General features: G+C 61.5%; 20 protein-coding genes and 2 pseudogenes. 13 read left to right on the top strand and 9 right to left on the bottom strand.

Annotation, left to right across the window (positions count from 1 at the left end):
• Positions 1-33 precede the first annotated feature (33 nt).
• Positions 34-1872: a dihydroxy-acid dehydratase gene (ilvD, locus tag KWO_RS01560; RefSeq protein WP_010369020.1), complete on the top strand. Its 1839-nt coding sequence runs from the start codon at positions 34-36 to the stop codon at positions 1870-1872.
• Positions 1873-2105: 233 nt separating this feature from the next.
• Here ilvD and KWO_RS01555 read toward each other — a convergent pair whose 3' ends face one another.
• Complete coding sequence (locus KWO_RS01555) at positions 2106-3188, bottom strand: integron integrase (protein WP_113622527.1); 1083 nt, start codon at positions 3186-3188, stop codon at positions 2106-2108.
• A gap of 169 nt (positions 3189-3357) precedes the next feature.
• Between KWO_RS01555 and KWO_RS01550 the strand changes: the two genes are divergently transcribed.
• Positions 3358-4191, top strand: a complete 834-nt coding sequence (locus tag KWO_RS01550) for a DUF4238 domain-containing protein (protein WP_010377254.1) — start codon at positions 3358-3360, stop codon at positions 4189-4191.
• A 195-nt stretch (positions 4192-4386) separates the two neighbouring features.
• Positions 4387-4860: a hypothetical protein gene (locus KWO_RS01545; protein WP_238692671.1), complete on the top strand. Its 474-nt coding sequence runs from the start codon at positions 4387-4389 to the stop codon at positions 4858-4860.
• Positions 4861-4969: 109 nt separating this feature from the next.
• On the opposite strand, the gene KWO_RS22825 is transcribed toward KWO_RS01545, so the two are convergent.
• Complete coding sequence (locus KWO_RS22825; RefSeq protein ID WP_238692676.1) at positions 4970-5053, bottom strand: hypothetical protein; 84 nt, start codon at positions 5051-5053, stop codon at positions 4970-4972.
• A 60-nt stretch (positions 5054-5113) separates the two neighbouring features.
• Positions 5114-5269 (bottom strand): annotated as a pseudogene (locus tag KWO_RS22750) (IS110 family transposase); the annotation flags it as partial.
• 148 nt (positions 5270-5417) lie between these two features.
• Here KWO_RS22750 and KWO_RS01535 point away from each other — a divergent pair.
• The gene (locus KWO_RS01535) at positions 5418-5693 is read left to right on the top strand and encodes a hypothetical protein (RefSeq protein WP_010375059.1); all 276 of its coding nucleotides are present in this window, start codon (positions 5418-5420) and stop codon (positions 5691-5693) included.
• A gap of 272 nt (positions 5694-5965) precedes the next feature.
• Here KWO_RS01535 and KWO_RS01530 read toward each other — a convergent pair.
• Positions 5966-6227 (bottom strand): annotated as a pseudogene (locus tag KWO_RS01530) (IS110 family transposase); the annotation flags it as partial.
• 296 nt (positions 6228-6523) lie between these two features.
• A complete protein-coding gene (gene xopAF / locus KWO_RS01525; RefSeq protein ID WP_227479740.1) occupies positions 6524-7384 on the bottom strand; it encodes a XopAF/AvrXv3 family type III secretion system effector in 861 nt (286 codons plus the stop codon).
• A gap of 223 nt (positions 7385-7607) precedes the next feature.
• Here xopAF and KWO_RS23250 point away from each other — a divergent pair, with 223 nt between their 5' ends.
• Together KWO_RS23250 and KWO_RS23495 are read left to right on the top strand one after the other, a co-directional pair.
• Positions 7608-7739, top strand: coding sequence for a hypothetical protein (locus KWO_RS23250; protein WP_010369039.1), 132 nt, complete (start codon positions 7608-7610; stop codon positions 7737-7739).
• Positions 7685-7876, top strand: a complete 192-nt coding sequence (locus KWO_RS23495) for a DUF4431 domain-containing protein (protein WP_113622297.1) — start codon at positions 7685-7687, stop codon at positions 7874-7876. The genes KWO_RS23250 and KWO_RS23495 overlap by 55 nt, the downstream gene beginning before the upstream one ends.
• Positions 7877-8035: 159 nt before the next feature.
• Here the strand turns inward: KWO_RS23495 and KWO_RS01515 are convergent, their stop codons facing one another.
• Positions 8036-8467 carry a winged helix-turn-helix transcriptional regulator gene (locus KWO_RS01515; RefSeq protein WP_010377247.1) on the bottom strand — a complete coding sequence of 144 codons (432 nt, stop codon included), beginning with the start codon at positions 8465-8467 and terminating at the stop codon, positions 8036-8038.
• A gap of 135 nt (positions 8468-8602) precedes the next feature.
• On the opposite strand from KWO_RS01515, the gene KWO_RS01510 reads away from it, so the two are divergent.
• The 3 genes from KWO_RS01510 (at position 8603) to kdgT (ending at position 12893) form a co-directional block, all read left to right on the top strand.
• Positions 8603-9481 (top strand): SDR family oxidoreductase, encoded by an 879-nt coding sequence (locus KWO_RS01510; RefSeq protein WP_017113250.1) that lies wholly within the window; start codon positions 8603-8605, stop codon positions 9479-9481.
• 843 nt (positions 9482-10324) lie between these two features.
• Positions 10325-11782, top strand: coding sequence for an OprO/OprP family phosphate-selective porin (locus KWO_RS01500; RefSeq protein ID WP_017113251.1), 1458 nt, complete (start codon positions 10325-10327; stop codon positions 11780-11782).
• A 154-nt stretch (positions 11783-11936) separates the two neighbouring features.
• A complete protein-coding gene (gene kdgT / locus KWO_RS01495; protein ID WP_026113223.1) occupies positions 11937-12893 on the top strand; it encodes a 2-keto-3-deoxygluconate transporter in 957 nt (318 codons plus the stop codon).
• A gap of 206 nt (positions 12894-13099) precedes the next feature.
• Here kdgT and KWO_RS01490 read toward each other — a convergent pair whose 3' ends face one another.
• The 3 genes from KWO_RS01490 to msuE all read right to left on the bottom strand — a co-directional run bounded on the left by KWO_RS01490 (position 13100) and on the right by msuE (position 15873).
• The gene (locus tag KWO_RS01490; RefSeq protein ID WP_010377235.1) at positions 13100-14128 is read right to left on the bottom strand and encodes a methionine synthase; all 1029 of its coding nucleotides are present in this window, start codon (positions 14126-14128) and stop codon (positions 13100-13102) included.
• A gap of 26 nt (positions 14129-14154) precedes the next feature.
• Complete coding sequence (locus tag KWO_RS01485; protein WP_010369055.1) at positions 14155-15138, bottom strand: DUF1852 domain-containing protein; 984 nt, start codon at positions 15136-15138, stop codon at positions 14155-14157.
• A gap of 141 nt (positions 15139-15279) precedes the next feature.
• The gene (gene msuE, locus KWO_RS01480) at positions 15280-15873 is read right to left on the bottom strand and encodes an FMN reductase (RefSeq protein ID WP_026112152.1); all 594 of its coding nucleotides are present in this window, start codon (positions 15871-15873) and stop codon (positions 15280-15282) included.
• 188 nt (positions 15874-16061) lie between these two features.
• Here msuE and KWO_RS01475 point away from each other — a divergent pair, with 188 nt between their 5' ends.
• The 4 genes from KWO_RS01475 to KWO_RS01460 all read left to right on the top strand — a co-directional run bounded on the left by KWO_RS01475 (position 16062) and on the right by KWO_RS01460 (position 21038).
• Positions 16062-16976 carry a LysR family transcriptional regulator gene (locus KWO_RS01475; protein ID WP_010369059.1) on the top strand — a complete coding sequence of 305 codons (915 nt, stop codon included), beginning with the start codon at positions 16062-16064 and terminating at the stop codon, positions 16974-16976.
• Positions 16976-17641: an epoxyqueuosine reductase QueH gene (locus KWO_RS01470; protein WP_010369060.1), complete on the top strand. Its 666-nt coding sequence runs from the start codon at positions 16976-16978 to the stop codon at positions 17639-17641. Before KWO_RS01475 ends, KWO_RS01470 begins: the two co-directional genes overlap by 1 nt.
• Positions 17642-17754: 113 nt before the next feature.
• Positions 17755-18654, top strand: coding sequence for a methylenetetrahydrofolate reductase (locus tag KWO_RS01465; RefSeq protein WP_010377230.1), 900 nt, complete (start codon positions 17755-17757; stop codon positions 18652-18654).
• Positions 18655-19076: 422 nt separating this feature from the next.
• The gene (locus KWO_RS01460) at positions 19077-21038 is read left to right on the top strand and encodes a choice-of-anchor X domain-containing protein (RefSeq protein WP_026112151.1); all 1962 of its coding nucleotides are present in this window, start codon (positions 19077-19079) and stop codon (positions 21036-21038) included.
• Positions 21039-21064: the final 26 nt, after the last annotated feature.

Here is a 21064-nt window from a genome sequence, read left to right as displayed (position 1 = left end):
GCCACCGCTCGCCACTCAGCCGTCGAATTCGCCATGCCCGAGTACCGCTCCAAGACCTCCACCCACGGCCGCAACATGGCCGGCGCCCGCGCCCTGTGGCGTGCCACCGGCATGCGTGATGGCGACTTCCACAAGCCCATCATCGCCATCGCCAACTCGTTCACGCAGTTCGTGCCCGGGCATGTGCACCTGAAGGATCTTGGTCAGCTGGTCGCGCGCGAGATCGAACGCGTCGGCGGCGTGGCCAAGGAGTTCAACACCATCGCTGTGGACGACGGCATCGCGATGGGCCACGACGGCATGCTGTATTCGTTGCCCAGCCGCGAGATCATCGCCGACTCGGTCGAATACATGGTCAACGCGCATTGCGCCGACGCGCTGGTGTGCATCTCCAATTGCGACAAGATCACCCCCGGCATGTTGATGGCCGCGCTGCGGCTCAATATCCCCACCGTGTTCGTCTCCGGCGGCCCGATGGAAGCCGGCAAGACCAAGCTGGCCGAGCACAAGCTCGACCTGATCGACGCGATGGTGATCGCCGCCGACGACACCGCCTCTGATGAAAAGGTGGCCGAGTTCGAACGCAGTGCCTGCCCCACCTGTGGCTCGTGCTCGGGCATGTTCACTGCCAACTCGATGAACTGCCTGACCGAAGCGCTGGGCCTGTCGCTGCCGGGCAACGGCACGGTTGTCGCCACGCACGCGGACCGCGAGCAACTGTTTCTGCGCGCCGGACGCGTGGCGGTGGAACTGTGTCACCGCTGGTACGGCGGCGAAGATCCCACTGCCCTGCCGCGCGGCATCGCCACCTTCGAAGCCTTCGAAAATGCGATGACGCTGGATATCGCCATGGGTGGCTCGACCAACACCATCCTGCACCTGCTCGCCGCCGCGCAGGAAGGCGAGGTGGCCTTCGGCATGCAGGATATCGACCGCCTGTCCAAGCGCGTGCCGCAGCTGTGCAAGGTCGCACCGAATACGCCCAAGTACCACATCGAAGACGTGCATCGCGCCGGCGGCATCATGGCCATTCTCGGTGAACTCGCACGCGGCGGCCTGCTGCATACAAATGCTGCCACCGTGCACACACGCACGCTGGCCGATGCCATCGCGCAATGGGATGTCACCCAGACCGACGATGAAACAGTACACACGTTCTACAAAGCCGGCCCGGCCGGCATTCCCACGCAGATCGCCTTCAGCCAGGCCACGCGTTGGGACAGCCTGGATACCGACCGCAGTGACGGCTGCATCCGCGATGTTGCACATGCGTTCTCGCAGGAAGGCGGCCTGGCCGTGCTGTACGGCAATATCGCGCGCGACGGCTGCGTGGTGAAGACTGCAGGCGTGGACGAATCCATCCACGTGTTCGAAGGCACTGCCCGCGTGTTCGAGAGCCAGGATGCTGCTGTGAAAGGCATCCTCGCCGATGAGGTGGTCGCAGGTGATGTGGTGGTGATCCGCTACGAAGGCCCCAAGGGCGGCCCCGGCATGCAGGAAATGCTCTACCCCACCAGCTACCTCAAATCCAAGGGCCTGGGCAAACAATGCGCCCTGCTCACCGACGGCCGCTTCTCCGGCGGCACTTCGGGGCTATCGATCGGCCACGCCTCGCCAGAAGCCGCCGCAGGCGGCGCGATCGGCCTGGTGCGCGATGGCGACAAGATCCTGATCGATATTCCCAAGCGCTCGATCGACCTGCTGATTTCGGACGAGGAACTCGCCCTTCGTCGCGCAGAGCAAGACGCCAAGGGCTGGAAGCCGGTGGAAGTGCGCCCGCGCAAGGTCACTACGGCCTTGAAGGCGTACGCGTTGCTGGCGACCAGTGCGGACAAGGGTGCGGTGCGGAATAAGGCGTTGCTGGACGGCTGAGGCCGGCGAGCGGGGCGAAGCGAGCTGGCTTCGGATGGCCGGCGCGATGCAACGCATCGGTAGGCCATGCTGTGCAACGCAGTCATCGCAACATGCGCGCGGTGGACTGCTGAGTCGCTGCAAGCCAGTGCGGCGATTGGCTGTCCTCATCGCACGCTCTGGTGTGTCAGAACACGCGATTTCACTGGCGTGGCAGCAAGCATCCGTCCACTGCGTCGCCGCGCTGCGCGTTTTTACGCGTCGCCACCAAGACCGCTGAGTCCGTCCAGCGGACTACGTACCGCCGATGCACCGCGTCCCAGCACATGCGTATAGATCTGTGTGGTTGTCACGTCCTTGTGGCCGAGCAGTTCCTGCACCGTGCGAATATCGTGGCCCGCCTCCAGCAAATGTGTTGCAAACGCATGCCGCAGCGTGTGGCAGGTTGCAGGCTTGGTGATGCCAGCCTGGCGCCGTGCCACCTGCACCGCACGCTGCAGGACTTCTTCCGATAGATGATGCCGACCAACGCGCCCACTGCGCGGATCCACAGAGCGACGCGCGGCGAGGAACAGATACTGCCAGCCAGGCTCGACATCGACATTGGGATACTTGCGCGCCAGTGCATGTGGCAGGAACACACGTCCTGCGCCCTCAGCAAGATCGGCATCGTGCAACAACAGCGCTCGTTCGCGCTGCTGCATCAATTTTCCACGCAGGATGTGCGGCAGCGGCACCTGCCGATCCTTGCCCCCTTTGCCATCGCGTACCACAATCTCGCCACGAACCACATCCACGTCCTTGGTCCGCAAGCGCAGGCATTCCAGCAGCCGCATCCCGCTTCCGTACAGCAGCCCCGCCATCAGCCGACAAGACCCCTCCAGCATCGTCAGCAAGCGCGCGACCTCGTCGGCCGAGAGCACCACCGGAATGCGCCGCGGCCGCTTGGCGCGCACCAGATTCTCCATCCAGGGCAACTCTACGCCCAGAACCTCGCGATACAGGAACAGCAGTGCCGCCAGCGCCTGATTCTGCGTGCCCGCCGACACCTGGCCCCGCGTCGCCAGTTCGGTGAGAAACGCCTCGACCTCTATTTGCCCCATCTGTCCTGGATGCCGTTTGCCGTTTGCCGTTTGCCGTTTGCCGTTTGCCGTTTGCCGTTTGCCGTTTGCCGTTTGCCGTTTGCCGTTTGCCAGAACGAAGCGTCGAATCCATCCCACATACGCCTGCTCAGTACGCAGACTGTAATGGCGAAGCCGCAGCCGACCACCGACCTGATCCAGCAGCTTCGGGGTCAGGCGCGTCGTTACGCCTGCATCGTCACGGGTGTAACTCATACGCCTGCTCAAACGTCGGATAACGCAACCAGCATCGGCGCCGAGACTGTCAGTTCCCATCCGGCAAGTTATTGCTGCGGAATAGGAATTCCTCCTTCACAGATATCCGGGCTTAGTCGATACTTGGCGCAACGCCGCTTTTAGGCGGTCCAATAGTAGTTAGGCGGCTATGGGACACCATTACTTGCCCCAGCATTACCTGCTCGGATTCGCTGATGGAGTGAAGGTGTGGGGACATGACGTTCGGGCGCGCCGATCTTTCCGTACCCAGGTCAAGTCGCTAGCTAATGAAACCGGCATGTACACCGAGGAGCTTGAAAAGCACCTAGCAAACGTTGTCGAAGGGCCAGCCCAAGACGTGATCGACCGAGCACGTAAGCGGCTCAAGCTCAGAGACGAGGATCGTGAGGTGCTTGCCGCCTACATCATCGCTATGTGGCAGCGCGTGCCTGCTGGGCGCAAGCGAGTGGCAGGGCACATACCGAGCCTAGCTGAAACGATCAAGATGCAGGTCGTGCAGCAGTTGGACGCAATAGCCGCGTCTGAGCCGGATCTCTCAGAGGCCGCAACTAGGCGCAAGGAAGAAGTAGGTCGGATCATCTCCGCATACAAGGAAGACCCGCCGGACTACTTCTGGCACCACACACTGAAAAGCGGAGCGACACCCAGAACCGTGCAAGGCCTCTTATCAATGAATTGGCACTTCCTAGTCAGCCCTGGTGAAAGCTTCATCACCTGTGACAATCCGACTTTTTTGTTCAAGTCAGTGGGCATCGCCGCGCACGAATCCGAACTGAGCTTTCCGCTTAGTTCTGAGGTTTGCTTTTGGGCAAACAGGGCTAATTCGGGAAGACCCCAATACTTTACGACTGACCGCTCCATTGTTCTGGAGCTCAACCGCAGATCCGCGCACAACACGCAGCGCTTTATCTACACCCGTGAGGAGGCCCCTTGGGTACTCAGCTTTGCAGCAAAGAACCACCCGCTGCACCGCTTGTTGTGAGGTCGCCGCCTAACCACTCATTCAAGGCGACGCCACTTCGTGGCGCGACTTAATTCAAGCGTTAGGCGCCTCATGCCAACCACACCAAAGCATTGGAACTACTTCCTCGCAGTTGAAACCGAGCTCGTGGCATGCTCGAGATACGTGGAGCTCTCTCGCCAGAACTACGCGTGTTACTCCAACGAGTTCGCGAAGTTGATCGTACTGGCGGCATCCGAAGTCGACTCAATTTGGCAGGAGCTTTGCGCGCACTTGAATCCTTCTGGGAAAGCGAAGAAGATCACCGACTATTACCCGCCTTTGGTCGCCGAGTATCCTCTACTGACTCAATGTGAGATCGCGATACCTCACTATCAATTGAATTTTTGCCCCTGGAAAGGCTGGACCAGCGGCCAAAGACCAGACTGGTGGAGCAAAAGCTACAACAAACTCAAACATGAGCGAGCTGCGCATTTTTCAGCCGCAACTCTGGAGGCTGCGCTAAACGCGGTCAGCGCTCAGTTCTTGGCGTTGCAGCTTTTTCACCACGCTGTAGTTGGCGAGCATGTATCGGTCGATCTCTCTATGCGCAGCGCTCTGTTTGCACCGAGGTTACCCGACGCATACAAAGGCGGGACGTTCTGGGGATATGGAGACCCATTTTTACATCTAAAACCATCAGACGCCTAACCATTCCTTCAGGCGGGCCCGCTTTCGGAGATTGCTTAAGTCAAAGGTTAGGCCCGTAAAAAGCAGAATGCCGTGAGCGGATATTTGCCCACTCACAGCATCGTTCGCATTACTTTTCGGCCACGATCGTGATACCACGTTTAGTCACTTGAACTCGTGCTTTCTGGCCTACCCAAAATCCTGCCGCTTGCAACCAATCGCCGCTCAAGCGTAAGAACGGAACTTGTCGTGGCCGGGTGCGACGCTCTATGCGGGGACGATTCTCCAACAAGCGGGAAAATGCACGGCCAGACAGCCGCTTACGCTCCACAATCCGCCCCGCCGCATCGGCGAAGGCCAGCTCGAACACGTCTTTTGCCAGATCGATCGCAACAGTCGTAGCATGCCTATCTTGGGCTCCTCTCGTGATGCCGTGACTGAAACCTACAAGCTTCAGTGTGGCCCACGAGGCCGTGTGGCGACGCGGGAGGAGTTCATCTCATCATTCAAGCCAAGCCCGTCTCGCGGCCAGGCGACAACGTAATTCAAGCGCTAGCGCGCTTTTCAGGAATCGGTGCATGGATCAGTCACAAGCAGACGCAATCGCGCAGGCCATACTTCAGCCGGATCTGGAAGCGCGAGAAAAGATTCGTCGCAGGCGTGCCGCGAAAGATCTGGCCGTGGCGGACCGTCGGATGGTTGCCTGGTTCTCGCTTTCAGGCTTCGTCATGGGTGCCGTTGTGGCGCACCTTGCTGGGTATCGCTTCACAGATGGAATCATTTGGGGTGGCATCGCTGGCGGCCCCGCTGGCTGGGCTGCACTCAGGCTGCGTCGCCGCCGGCTGTCGCCCTAACAATTCATGTATGGACTCCCATTGCAATAGCACACAGCGTGATCGTCGATGGGCGAAGCGGATCGGTTGCAGTCGTGTATACGGCCTTGGTTGAGCATTGAGTGCTCGGGTCATCATGAAATCCGCGGATCGGGGCCTATCGTTCAAGCGGCGTCGTGCGTCGGAATTGTTATCGGCCTTGTCCGACCCGGGGGCCGAACCCTTCGTCATGACGTTGATCGTGCTGCACTGCTGACGGTGACGCGTTGAAACGGGTTGAGGCAGGTTGCTGATCACATGGGCTGACGCTCCCCATGTGGCTTGTGGCTCACATGGCGCGCATCGAAGGCCGCGCCATGGTGATCAAGCGCCCACAGCCTGCGGGCGAGCTTGTTGGCCACGCCGACTGCGGCCTTGTTGTGGCCCTGGCGCTGCTGCAATTGCAGCGCCCAGGCCTGTAGAGGATCCAGTGGATGGCCGGCGCGTTGCCGCATCAGTGGCGAGTGCGCCGTGGATCAGCAGCGTGCGCACGTAGGGATCCCCGCGTTTGGTGATTGCGCGATCGCAACAGTCGTAGCATGCATGTCTTGGGCTCCTCTCGTGATCCCGTGACTGAAACCTACAAGCTTCAGTGTGGCCCACGAGGCCGTGTGGCGACGCGGGAGGAGTCCATCTCATCATTCAAGCCGATGCCACCTTGCGGCACGGCTTAATTCGGGCGTTAGTCATGTGCTTACTACGCTCGGCGAGGTGTGGCGCATGGCCGAGGACTGGCGCCACCGATCTGATGCAAGGCATTCGCTGAGCCTGCAGGGTCAGCGCCCGGGTTGCACAGCTTGGCAATCGCGGCACTATTCCGCAGCGACGAGCTGCGTGATGAAGTCGACCGAATAGTCATCATTGATGACTGCACCAAGGGGGGTCTCCTCTATCCGTTTTTCGCATGTCTCATCAAACTCTACTGGCACCTGTTGGCTGTCAAACAGCGTACGCAACGCGCTGGCTGTCGCTATTGAGGACTCGCTATCGCTCAATCCGCCGTGCATTGCAACGCGCAGTGCCAACCCATCCTCCCGGGTCTCATCGATATAGCGCTGGATGGCTTTCATCACTTCGCCAGGCGCAAGCTCCTGCCTGGAGAACGGATAGACATGAAACACGCGCACCTTCGCCCCCGGCATCGGACGCTTAGTGCTTGGATCGATGCGTTCAGCCGCAAATGCAACCGCAATGCAAGCGCCCATACCGTCCGTGATGACCGGGGTGTTAGGCAAGCTGGTGCCAGTGCTGTACAGATGCGTGGTATGCGCATCATTGGTCACGTTGTAGTTGAAACCAGCCACCTTGACAGTGGTGAAATGATCGATTGCGAACGCTCTATCTTGTCCCGCAGTGGCGCTTTCAACATCAATAAGAGGGAAGGCCGACTGGCTGCGGTCCTTGATCTGATTGTGCGCATGTGATCTTGCTGCTTGATAGAAGGTAACAGGCATCATGACAAGCATGTCACCGTCTTGTGCAAGGCGATGATGCGAAAGCTTGATTGGACGACCGCTTAATCCCGTCAATGGACCGCTATCGACAGGCGTATCGACAGGTGTGAAGTGCTGCTCAGAGAAAGTCGGCTCCGGCTCAAGGCGCTGGGGCAGATTGTTGGGTTGGCTGTAAGTGCGGCCATCAGCAGCGGAGATTGGTGAAAAACAGTTACCCATGTGAGTCATTCATTGCCTAGTCAAGACAGAAAATGCTAATGCAATGCCTGAATAAACGTATGAGACGGCGGAAGCTTCGTAATGCATCGCGAACGGTCTTGAATCGCCCATTCTTTTGTAGACACCTCGTAGCCATTCGCCCTGGTTAGTCGTCAGCGACGTTCCCCAAGGTTGAGTATTGCCTCACCTTGGAGTCCGATTTCCTATGCCGAGGAGATCGGACGTGAAGAAAAGCTATGAGCCTGCAGAGACCGGAATCAACCTGATTCATCTCGCGCTTGATGTGGAAACTGCAACTGAATTCGCGAAGCTCAAGGACTCACGGTCAACGCTCGTGAAACGCTTTTCCACTTAGAAAATGCGCACCATCAGACAGATCTTCTGATGTCCGTCATAGATATTTCCGCTTCGAGAGCGAATACCGATGGATCACGTCTAGGCAATACGCCACCCTGCCACCGGCAAATCTTCGAAGCGGCATACCAGCAGTAGCCGCGTCTCAGCTTGGGGGATGCGATTGGTGGTTTGAAGAAGTACGTTGCATGTCACTGGTTTGGACATCGGCACTTGAAGGCTGCCAGTTCATGCATGTGCCAGACGATGCTCGACAGGATCAGCGCCTCGTTCACGTCGCAGCACGCAGCGCTGCGCCTATGCCATGGCTTCGTCGGGATCCAACGCCACTGCCGCCTGCTGCGCGCGATCGAATCGCTCGCGAGCGGCGCGGATGCTGCCGTGGTGTTCGCCCGCCCAGTTGAGCAACTGCGAAACCGGGCCGAGCAGTGCGATGCCCAGCTTGGACAGCGCATATTCCACGCTCGGCGGTTTGGTGGCGTAGACCTTGCGGGTGATCATGCCGTTGCGCTCGAGGTTGCGCAGGGTCTGGGTGAGCATGCGCTTGGAGATGTCCGGCACGGCACGCTGGATGGCACTGAAGCGGGATGGGCCGGGGACCAGCGTCAGCAGGATCAGCAGGGTCCACTTGTCGCCGATCTGGTCGAGCACATCGCGTACCGGGCACTTGGTGGCGTCGAAGGGTCCTTCCAGGGACGGCGGTGGCGGGAATAAGGCAATCGCATTCACAGGGGTATCTCACGGGAACCAGGGGGAGCAAAACTGCCTCCTTGCGGAGGTCCGAGCGGCGCTGACACTATGCGGGCGGACAAAGAGGTCTAGATAGTAGACAACATCTCTTATACGAACCTACCGGAGCGCATCATGACATCTGCATCCCCTTTGATTCTTGTCACCGGCGCCAGCGGGCAGTTGGGTGCGCTGGTTGTCGAAGCGCTGCTCGGGCATGTACCTGCCGGCCGCATCGTAGCAATGGCTCGGGACACCGCGTCACTTGTTGAGTTCGCAAAACGCGACATCGCGGTGCGTCAGGCCGACTATGCGGACCCGCAGAGCCTGGACACGGCCTTTGCCGGCGTGGGCCGGGTGTTGCTGGTGTCGTCCAATGCGGTGGGCCAGCGTGTGCCGCAGCACCGCAACGTGATCGAAGCGGCCAAGCGCGCCGCGGTGGAACTGCTGGCGTACACGAGCATCCTGCATGCCGACACCAGCACGCTGTCGCTGGCCGCCGAGCATGTGGCCACCGAGGCGCTGTTGCGCGAGAGCGGCATGCCGCACGTGCTGCTACGCAATGGCTGGTACACCCAGAACTACACCGGCTCGATCGCTGCTGCAGTCACCCACGGCGCGGTGATTGGAAGTGCGGGCGAGGGCAAGATCAGTGCCGCCACGCGCGCCGACTATGCCGCGGCGGCTGCAGCGGTGCTGGCCTCCGATGCCCCACAGGCCGGGCAGGTCTACGAGCTGGCTGGTGATACCCCTTTCAGCATGGCCGAGTACGCCGCCGAAGTGGCGCAGCAATCGGGCAAGCCAGTGGCCTATCACGACCTGCCGGAGGCCGATTACGCGGCAGCGCTGGTGCAGATCGGCCTGCCGGCCGGCCTGGCACAGGTGCTCGCGCAGTGCTCGGCGGCCTCGCGCGGCGGCGACCTGTTCGATGACAGCCATACGCTGAGCCGGCTGATCGGCCGCCCCACTACGCCACTGCGCGACGCAGTGGCTGCGGCACTCGCAGCGCACTGAGGCGCGGCTGATACCACTGCGTTGCCGAGATATTCGGCACGCGGTGGTTCGCTCATCGTTGAGATGTTCGCCGTGGCCGCTTGGGATCACGGCGAACTGCGTGGCGCATCACCCCATGCAACCGATGGCGTTGGCCGGTCGGTCGGCGTGGTTGCGTGTGTCGCGGTCATCGTCAGTGCGCTGTGCCAGCGGCATTGGGCGAGGCGATCGGCAGTGGCAGCGCGTTAGCTGCCGATCAATTACCGCGCGTACCACGGTTGATCCGCATTTGATGCTGCGATCGAGCCGATGCAGCACTGGGTTACTGATAGCGCTGGGCGCTTGGACAGCCTGGACACTGAACGGCACACTCCTGGCGCAGCACATGGCAGCGTGCGTGCTGATGTCCCTCCCAATTGCACGTGCTTGCCGAAACACGACGGCGGCGCAGGCCCACACCATCGCACCCACGCACGCTGGCGCATTTTGCATGCAATACCGCGCAGCCATCGGGATGCGCAACGTCCAAAGCATGGATGACCCGCGCGCGATCTCCGTCATGCCACGACCGCGCATTCCCGCATGCAGTTCGACCCGTCCACCTCAGCCACGCCGCGCGCAGCTGGGCTTGCCTCAGGTTGGTGACACGACTGCCATCGCCCCGATACGACGGTGACGCAAGGGCCGCATCAGCGATGTCAGCGGGTGTCACCAAACTGACATCAAATCTAAATATAACTGCTGCCATTGCCGCGACGTCAGGACGACGGGCGCCCTGGCAGGCGCCTCCACGCCGTGCAGCCGGCCAGTGCAGTGCCGGATCGACGCAGCCGCCGACACGTTTCCATTGCACGAGCCTGACCAATGAAAAAACGTAATCTCGCCACTGTTCTGTGCGCCCTCAGCGCCACTGCCAGCGGTGGCACGCTGGCCGCCGAGCTGGAGCTGTACGTCGACCGCAAGACCAAGCAGATCTTCGCCGAGCCGGCACCGGGCCGCGACAAGCTGGGCACCTTCGTGCAGGTAGATGAAAACGGCAAGCTGCCGGCCTCGGCGATGCCCGCTGCGCCTGCACAACCGCTGCCGCCCGCGCCCGGCGCGGCCATGCCCGCCGACACCGCCATTGCCCAGGCCGCGCCAGCGCCTGCCCCGGTCGCAGCGCCAGCGCCGGCCAAGCCCGGTGAGGCGAGCAAAAAGTGGTACGACAAACTCAGCCTGCGCGGCTACACCCAGATTCGCTACAACCAGGGCATCGGCGGCGATGCACAAGACCTGCGCGCGCCCGGTGACCGTTTTATCGGCAACGACCAGAGCCTTGGCATCCGGCGTGCACGCCTGGTGCTCAGCGGCGATCTCAACGAGCACGTGTCGCTGTATTTCCAGCCGGATTTCGCGAGCACGCCGACCGGTTCGACCACTTCCAACTTCGCGCAGCTGCGCGACGCCTACGCCGATATCTTCTTCGACAAGAAGCGCGAATACCGCGTACGTGTGGGCCAGTCGAAAATGCCGTATGGCTGGGAAAACCTGCAGTCCAGCCAGAACCGTCTCTCGCTGGATCGCGCCGACGCACTCAACTCTGGCCTGCGCGACGAACGCGACATCGGTGCGGTGTTCTATTACAGCCCCACCGTGGCCAAGGGCCGCTTCCAGGATCTGGTCAAATCCGGTCTGAAGGGATCGGGCGATTACGGCGTGATTGGCGCCGGTGTGTACAACGGCCAGGGCGCCAACCGCCTCGAGCGTAACGACAGCATGCACGCGGTGGTGCACGCCACCTACCCGTTCAAGTTCGCCAACGGCCAGTATCTGGAAGTGGGCGCCGACGCCTACGCCGGCAGCTTCGTGCCGACTGCGGCAGCAGTCAACATCGGCGGCCGCAGCTTCACTCCGGCCATCACCGAGCCCAATGGCTATACCGACCAGCGCGTGGCCGCGCACATCATTTACTACCCGCAGCCGTTCGGCCTGCAGGCCGAGTGGACGGTGGGCCGTGGCCCAGAACTGGATGTGGCCCAGCGCCGCATCCGCACCCGTTCGCTGAGCGGTGGCTATGTGCAGGCCATGTTCAAGCACGACTTCAACTACGGCACCTTGTTGCCGTACCTGAAATGGCAGACCTACCGCGGCGGTTCCAAGTTCGACACCAATGCCCCGCGCATGCGTCTGGACGAAATGGAAGCCGGTGTCGAATGGCAGCCAATGGATGCGCTGGAACTGGTGTTCGCGTATTCAAAGATGAAGCGCACCGACGTCAGCACCGCGCCGTATCCGGTAGTGGAAGGCGATTTGCTGCGCTTGCAGTTGCAGGTCAACTACTGAGCAACGTCGGTGCGTGCCGGTGAAGGCTGCTGCGGCGGTCATCACCGGCGCTTTCGCATGCGGCCGCATGCATTCGCGCCGGGATCTGCATGCGCGCTAGTGCCTGCGCGATGCTGCCAGGCCCGCGCGGCGCGACGCGCTCACTGGATCGCGCATGCGTCTCAAGGCCACAGTAGAGCGGCTTCCCGGCGGGATGATGTTGGTCCCCCTTCTACTGGGGGCGCTGTGCCACACGCTCTGGCCCCAGGCCGGCAGCACATTGGGTTCCTTCAGCAACGGCTTGATCAGCGGCACCGTCCCGATCCTGGCGGTGTGGTTCTTCTGCATGGGGGCCACCATCCAGCTGCGCGCCTCCGGCCGCGTGTTGCGCCGTTCGGGCAGCCTGGTGCTGACCAAGATCGCGGTGGCCTGGCTCGTCGCGATTGTCTGCGCACCGCTACTACCCATCGCTGGTGTGCCAAGCGGGCCGTTGACCGGGCTGTCGGTCCTGGCGCTGGTGGCGGCGATGGACATGACCAACGGCGGACTCTACGCAGCGTTGATGCAGCAATACGGCAGCAGCGAAGACGCCGGTGCGGTGGTGCTGATGTCGCTGGAATCCGGCCCGCTGATCTCCATGCTGATCCTGGGCGCCAGTGGTCTGGCCACGTTCGAACCACAGCTGTTCGTCGGCGCGGTGCTGCCGCTATTGCTCGGCTTTGCGCTCGGCAATCTCGATGCGGAATTGCGGCAGTTCTTCGCGCAGGCAACCCAGACGCTGGTGCCTTTTTTCGGCTTTGCGCTGGGCAACACGTTGGATCTGTCGACCATTGTGCACACCGGCGCGAGCGGAGTGTTGCTGGGCGTCGCGGTCATCCTGATCACCGGGCTGCCTTTGTTGCTGGCCGACCGCTGGCTCGGCGGCGGCGATGGCACGGCAGGAGTGGCCGCCTCCAGCACCGCAGGTGCCGCCGTGGCCACGCCGGCCTTGATTGCCGGCATGGCGCCGCAGTTCGCACCGGCCGCACCGGCGGCCACTGCGCTGGTGGCCAGCGCGGTGATCGTCACCTCATTGCTGGTGCCGTTACTGACCGCGTTGCATGCAGGCCGAAGCCGGCAGCGCATCGAGTGAGATGTTTTCGCGTGTCATGCACGGTGCGGTGGAAGACGTTGGCCTGCAGTGGTGCGCTATGCATGGCGATGGCGTGACGGCACTTCGCGCAAGGGCTGCGCACAGCCGCTGACGATCAGCTAGACGACGTACACGCACAGCACAGACCGATTCCGTGCCTCTGCCCTGCCCGTGCAGCGCTTCGCGCAATCGCCGCGTCAGCGGCTCTAAGCTGACAGCTCTCCACGCACGATCTGCGCACCTGCACTGAGCGCATTGAGCTTGCCGCGCGCGACATGTCGGGCGAGCGGCGCCATGCCGCAGTTAGTCGAAGGGTAGAGCTTGTCGGCATCGACGAAGCGCAGCGCTTTACGCAGTGTCTCGGCTACTTCCTGCGGTGTTTCGATTGTGGTGCTTGCTACGTCGATGGCGCCGACCATCACCTTCTTGCCGCGCACCAGTTCGATCAAATCGATCGGCACGTGCGAGTTGTGGCACTCCAGCGAGATGATGTCGAGTGAGGACGTTTGCAGCTTGGGAAACGACTCTTCGTACTGGCGCCACTCCGATCCCAGCGTCTGCTTCCAGTCGGTATTGGCCTTGATGCCATAGCCATAGCAGATGTGGACGGCGGTCTCGCAGTTGAGCCCTTCAACCGCGCGCTCCAGGGTGGCAACACCCCAGTCGTTGACCTCGTCGAAGAAGACATTGAAGGCAGGTTCGTCGAACTGAATGATGTCCACGCCAGCGGCTTCGAGTTCCCTGGCTTCCTGATTCAGGATCTTGGCAAATTCCCATGCAAGCTTTTCGCGGCTTTTGTAGTGCGCATCGTAGAGCGTGTCGATCATCGTCATCGGGCCCGGCAGCGCCCACTTGATCGGCTGACGCGTTTGCTGACGCAGAAATTTGGCATCGTCCACGAAGACGGATCGCGGGCGGCTCACCGCACCAACCACCGTCGGCACGCTGGCGTCGTAGCGGTCGCGAATCCTGACCGTCTCGCGCTTTGCGAAATCGACACCGCTGAGGTGTTCGATGAAGGTGGTGACGAAATGCTGGCGGGTCTGTTCGCCGTCGCTCACGATATCGATGCCGGCATGCTGCTGTTCCTGCAGCGCCAACAGCAATGCGTCCTGCTTGCCTTCGATCAGTTCCGCGTCCTGCAACTTCCAGGGTGACCAGAGCGTCTCTGGCTGGGCAAGCCATGACGGCTTGGGCAGGCTACCTGCGGTTGAGGTGGGGAGCAGCTTTGTCATGATGAGGATGTCTTGCGTTCGGTTGATTAGGGAGCGTGGCTGGACGCCCACTGCTCAAGAAGATTGCCGTAGGGCCGGATGAAATGCTCTTCGGTGAATTTGCCCTGCTTCACGGCGAGCTGGCTGCGCTCTTCGCGGTCGTAGACGATCTGGGTGGACGAATAATCCTGATGCTTCAGGCTCGGCTGATAGATCGCCCCTGCTGCAGAATTGGCGTTGTAGATTTCCGGCCGGTAGATCTTCTGGAACGTCTCCATCGTGGCGATGGTGCCGATCAGCTCCAGGTTGGTGTAGTCGCCGAGCAGGTCGCCGAAAAAATAAAACGCCAAGGGCGCAACGCTGTTGGGCGGCATGAAATAGCGCACCTGCAGGCCCATTTTTTCGAAATACTGATCGGTCAGCGAAAACGCGTCCTGCCGGTATTCGATGCCCAGGATGGGGTGCCGGTTGCCGGTGCGGTGATAGGTTCGGCTGGTGGAGACGCTGATGCAGATGACCGGCGGCTTCTGGAAGCGCACGGTGTACGCGGCCGAATGCACGAAGTGCTTGAACAGCTTGCCGTGCAGATCGCCAAAATCTTCGGGGATGTTGAAGCTGGACGCATCTTGATTGTGTGCTGGCAGCAGCACGCTGAAATCGTAGTCGCGCACGTAGGAAGAAAAATTATTGCCGGCAATGCCCTCGATGCGCGCACCGGTGTGTTGATCGACGATAGTGGGCTTCAATATCTCGATCAACGGAAAGCCATCGTCTGGCGCGCGCGCGCCGATGTTCATTTCAACCGAGATGATGTCCAGCTCCAGCGCATAACGGTCGCGCTTGGCGTTATCCCAATGCGCCAGATCGTTGAAGCGGTTGTTAATCATCGCCAGCGTGTTACGCAAATTTTCCTGACGCAGCTGGCCTCTGGCCAGATTGGCGAAATTTGTCGTGTTGCGCGTCGTAGCCGAGGGACGGTAATCCTCATCGAAGCGCAGGCTCTTGATGGTGAAGTTCAAGTCTTGAGTCATTGCGAGCTGATGCCTGGTGTCTAAGATGGGAACGCGCGTACGTCGCTGCGCAGGTGGGTATGCCGGTGGCATGCAAGCCGGGTTGTGCAGCAGTGCGCGCTTGCCGACCGATCCGGTGGCCTGGCCACCGCGAGTTGGCCCTCAGGCTGCGGCCACGTCTTGTGCGTTGATGGACCGCGCATGTCGCGTAAGTTCGATCAACGGCAATGCCCGCTGTACCGCCAACCTGGCCCGCTCGGCCAGCGCCTCGTTGTGCACGCGGTAGTCCAGAAAGTCCCGGTCGGTTGCGTAAACGCCCAACGGCAAGGTGCGTGCCTGGAAGAAGCTGAAAAGCGGCCGCAGCTGGTGATCGATCATCAGCGCATGGCGGTCGCTGCCGCCGGTTGCGGCGAGCAGCACGGGCGTGTCGATCAAGGCATCCTGATCGATGAAATCGAAGAAATGCTTGAACAGCCCGGTGAAGGAACCGCGGTAGACCGGTGTTGCCACCACCAGCACGTCGGCCTGTTCCACAAGCGCAAGCGCCTGCTCCACGGTGTCGGGCAGGTGTGAGCGCCAGGGCGCGCCAGCGAACTGCGGTGCCAAGGCCCCAATTTCGACCAAATGGCGCTCGCACGGCAACTGCTCGGCGATCAACTCCAGCAGGTGCTCTGCCAGCGCGACAGCTTTGGAGGGGCGTTGCATTCCGCCGGAGACCGCAACGACGCGAAGTGTGTGTGGCGCTTTGACAGTCATACGGGGCAACCTGATCAGTGGGGAAGTCGTACAGTGCGTCAAGAACGTTTAGGCCCGAAATCGACCGGTCATATCTGGGTCCGAGCCTGCGTCCTGGCAGCGCCTGAACAACGACCCTGATGCTAGGGCTCGCATTCGATGAAGTAAAATGGTGTTATTTCAACAGTCCATGAATTCGGATCATCTGAATGCTTGAGCGCATCCATCTCACCATCGTCCAGCAGGTCGAGCAGCAGGGCTCGTTGACCGCTGCCGCAGGCGTGCTGAATCTGACCCAGTCGGCGCTGAGCCACAGCATGAAGAAGCTGGAGCAGCAGCTGGGCACCGACATCTGGCTGCGCGAGGGGCGCAGCCTGCGCCTGACCCAGGCCGGGCAATACCTGCTGGCGGTGGCGAACCGGGTGCTGCCGCAACTGGATCTGGCCGAAGAGCGGCTGGGGCAGTTTGCGCAGGGCGAGCGCGGTGCGCTGCGCATCGGCATGGAATGCCATCCCTGCTATCAGTGGCTGCTCAAGCTGGTTGCGCCGTATCTGGCCACGTGGCCAGATGTGGATGTGGATGTGAAGCAGAAATTCCAGTTCGGTGGCATTGGCGCGCTGTTCGGCTACGAGATCGATCTGCTGGTCACGCCCGACCCGCTGTTCAAGCCGGGGCTCACCTTCGAGCCGGTGTTCGACTATGAGCAGGTGCTGGTGGTGCCCAAGGGCCATGCGCTAGCCTCGGCGGCCTACGTCAAGCCGCAGCAGCTGACGCGCGAGGTGCTGATCAGCTACCCGGTGGATCTCGAACGCCTGGATATCTACAGCCAGTTCCTGCTGCCGGCCGGTGTCACGCCCCGGCGCCACAAGGCCATCGAAACCACCGACATCATGATGCAGATGGTGGCCAGTGGCCGCGGCGTGGCCGCCATGCCGCGCTGGCTGGTGGAGGAATATGCGGCCAGGATGGACGTGGTGCCGGTCCGGCTGGGCGCAGGCGGCATTCCCAAACAGATCTATCTGGGCGCACGCGAGTCGGATATCGCGATCGATTACCTGCGCGCCTTTATCAAACTGGCGCGCGCGCCAGCCAATGCCAGCACCTACACGCGAGGACCCAACTGATGGATGCAACGACCGAGCGCACGCCACTTCCACTGCCTGACGGCCACACCAAGGTGTTGCTGCATTCCTGCTGCGCGCCGTGCTCTGGCGAAGTGATGGAGGCGATGCTGGCGTCCGGCATCGACTACACCATCTTTTTCTACAACCCCAACATTCATCCGCGCAAGGAATACGAGTTGCGCAAGGACGAGAACGTCCGCTTTGCCGAACAGTTCGGCGTGCCCTTCATCGACGCGGATTACGATCGAGATAACTGGTTCGAGCGGGCACGCGGCATGGAGAACGAGCCAGAGCGCGGCGTGCGCTGCACGATGTGCTTCGACATGCGCTTTGAACGTACCGCGCTGTATGCCCACGAACACGGCTTTCCGGTGATCACCAGTTCGCTGGGCATCTCACGTTGGAAGAACATGCAGCAAATCAACGACTGCGGCGTCCGCGCAGCGGCCAGGTATCCCGGCCTGCTCTACTGGGAGTACAACTGGCGCAAGGGCGGTGGTGCCTCGCGCATGGTCGAGATCAGCAAGCGCGAAAACTTCTATCAGCAGGAATACTGCGGCTGCGTGTACTCCCTGCGCGACACCAATCGGCATCGTGTAGACAGCGGTCGCAAGCGCATTCAACTCGGCGTGAAGTTCTATGGCGATGACGAGCCGCAAGACTGAGTCTTGCGCCAGTTAGCGGCGACCGCGCCTGAATTTCAGGTTCCTTTCCTGCTCGACCAGAGCGCCGCGCCATGCCGAAGCCACCCAATCATCATGACAAGATTGCAATACCCATGATGTCTACAGACACGCCGAGCCTCGCCAACACAATCGCTGACGCCTATTCGCTGGAGGTCAGCGTCAAGGACATCGGCGCGCTGACCAAAGCGGCGCCGCGCATGCTACCTGGCTCCACCATGTTCATTCCCTACTTGCCAGGCCAGAACGACGCTGCGCGGCTGGCCGCAGCACAGATGGTGCGCGGGCTTGGCTTCGAACCCATGCCGCATCTTTCTGCACGCCGCATGACGTCGCTTGACGAACTGCAGGCATTTGTCGCGCGCCTGGTCGATGAGGCCGGCGTCACACGCTGCTTTGTGATCGCAGGTGATCCGTCTACTCCGAAGGGACCGTTTGCCGACAGCCTGTCTCTGATCGATACCGGCGTGTTTGAACGCGCAGGTATCCGCACCATCGGCGTAGCAGGTCACCCTGAGGGACATCCGATCATGCATACGGCAGAGCAATGGGATGTGCTGGAACGCAAGTGCCGCAGCATCGAAGAGCGCGGTATGGCAGCCGTGATCGTGACGCAGTTCGGGTTCGATGCGGACATGGTGGTGACGTGGGTGGAAGCGCTGCGCGCGCGTGGCATGACGCATCCGGTGCGTGTGGGCGTGCCTGGTCCGGCCAGTGTCGCCGTACTTGCACGCTATGCGGCAAGCTGCGGTGTCGGCGTCTGCGCGTCAGTGCTCTCGAACTATGGCATCTCGATTGGCAAGTTATTCGGCAACGCAGGGCCGGATCGCTTTGTCGATCGCCTTGTCAGCTGCCTGACGGAAGCGCATGGAGATATCCGCCTGCACGTCTTTCCCTTCGGCGGCATCGCCCAGTCTGTGGAGTGGGTTGCGCACTATCGTTCGCGCAACGCGCCACAAGATCGCATCAGCGCCGTCCGAGCGGATCGGCCCTGAAGCCCGCTAATGCCGGTTGCAAATCAACACTGGCTTGAGACCGTTACACCGCGACTAATTGGGCTATCAGTGAGTAGCAAGGCCGGCATGAATTAGAGCCGCTGGATGTGCTTCATGCAGCGTTGGCTCAGGCGTGTTATTCACTGCGGCAGAATTCGCAATGCGTGTGGAAAAGTAATGGCGTCGCCGTTCGCCCCCCCTCTCCTCTCTCATGAAGGACGTCTCGTCCGCGATCCTGTTCATAAGCTGTGTTCTTTAGTTTGTAGCGAAGCGCTTACTGCGCGTTAGGTATTGCAGCGCCAGCAGACTTGTCGCAGGAGCGCGGCATTCTGGTCGGCAATCACGGCGAGGGAGCGCTCCATCCGATGTCGTTGCCCTGCGCGAGGGCATTGTTTCTGCAACGCTCACAGGAAGATCTTGCCATGCCGAAGCCGCCGCTGCTTTCACTGTTGTGCTCCCTCTCATTGTTCTCCGCTCCGCTTGCGGCGGGCGAGTTGCAGCCCAAACAACTGGCTGGCCCACCGGAAGATTTCGCGCAGATGCGTGCGCCCGATCCGGCCGAATCGGCTATCTTGTCCAAGAGTGCGTTGCTGCCGGTGGAACTGGCACCGGCCGGTCAATCCGCGCGCTGGCAAGGCAGCTTGCCGGTGGAAAACGGGCACCTGCGCTTCATGGTGCTGTCCGGCGATCAGGTCTGGGATGCGGCAGTGGCTGCACCTGCGGTTGCTGGCGCACGCACCGCTGCGGTGGCAACGCCGCTACAGGCGCAGCGCACGTTGCTGGGTAGCGCAGAGAACGGCACCAGTGGCATGCGTTACGCCGTGGAGTCCGCACCAAACGGCAACTGGTCGCTGACACTGCAGTCGGCCTCGCCGGTGGCGCAGCGCGGCTATGTGTTGATGGAAGGTGATGAGCGCACGCAGCTCGCCTCGTACCTGCGCAATCGTCAGCAACAGGTTGGCCAGTCGCTCACGCTCAATGCGCTGCTCAGCGGCAACGATGCAAGCGGTGCCACATTGCTGGCCGCGCAGGCTGGGAAGATCGACGAAGCGAGCTTGCGTGTGATCGATCCGCAAGGTGGCATCCGCAACCTGCCAATGGCCGATGATGGCAAGCATGATGATGGCGCCGCTGGCGATGGCGTGTACGGCGGCACGTTCCAACCCACCAGCGAGGGCACCTGGATTGCGCAGGTGATCGTGCGTGGGCATGACCAGGCAGGGCAGGCTTTCGTGCGGACCAGCGAACATGTGCTACCGGTGCTGGATACGTCGCTGCGTCTGCTCGGCAATGCCCTTAGCGCGCGCGCTGCAGAAGGCACGCGGCTGACGATTGCGCTACCGGTCGCTGCGCGTGGCAAGGCACCATCGCATTACCGCGTGTTCGGCCAGGTGTGGGGCACCGATGCCAAGGGCAAGGACTTACCGGTGGCCTGGATCGGCGGCATGCTGACACCCCAACAAGGCCAGTTGCCATTGAGCCTGGACGAACGCTGGATTGCGCGTGCAGGTGCGCGGGCACCGTTTACGCTGCGCAGCCTGCGCATCGAAGACCCGGACCATTACATTCCGCTGGTGCAGGCCGGCACGCTGCCGTTGCAAGTGCCCGCGCTACGACGTGTCAGCATCGCCCGCGCCAGCACCGCGATCGACGAAAGCATGCGCATGGGCCCGCGCCCGAGCGCATTGGCATCTGCGATGGCGACGGCGCAGCCACAGGCCGCCGGTTCGCAACTGGTGCTGGTGCACGGTTATTGCTCCAACGGCGTGTGGCCACAGGCCCAGTTCACCAATGCATCGACCTTCCTGGATCCCAAGCAGAACCGCAGCAACGACCAGTTCGCGCAGCTGCTTGCACAGTTCGCCAGCCAATGGTCGTCGTTCTCCACGGTAGCGCACAGCCAGGGCGGCATGGCCGCGCTGCATCTGTACACCTACTACTGGAGCGGGCTGGATAAAGCGACCGGCGGACGGGTGATGCAATCGGTGGGTACACCGTATCAGGGCACCAATATGGCCGGCGTACTGGCCACGGCAGGGTCGAGGTTCGGTGAGGGCTGCGGTAGCAACACCGACATGACCTACGACGGCGCCAAGGCCTGGCTGGCCGGAATTCCGCCCGATGCACGCGCCAAGGTGAACTACTACACCACCTCCTTCGCCAAGAGCAAGAAGTGGTACACCAACGACTACTGCAACGCTGCTTCGGACCTTGTCTTGAAAGACCCCGAAGATGGGGTTGTGGAGGAGGTCAACGCGCAGCTGCCGGGCGGCGTCAATCTTGGCCATACCACTGGCCAATGCCACACCACCGGCATGCGCGACCCGGCGCAGTATCTGGATGCCGACCGCAATGCGGTGATGAATGCAAATGCGGCGAGGTAATGCAGATTGATCTGCTTTGCGATGGC

It is taken from the genome of Xanthomonas vasicola pv. musacearum NCPPB 4379 (assembly GCF_000277895.2).
Taxonomy (GTDB): Bacteria; Pseudomonadota; Gammaproteobacteria; order Xanthomonadales; family Xanthomonadaceae; genus Xanthomonas; species Xanthomonas vasicola.
Note: the sequence above shows the minus strand (reverse complement) of the source record. Positions and strands in the feature narration are given on the sequence as shown.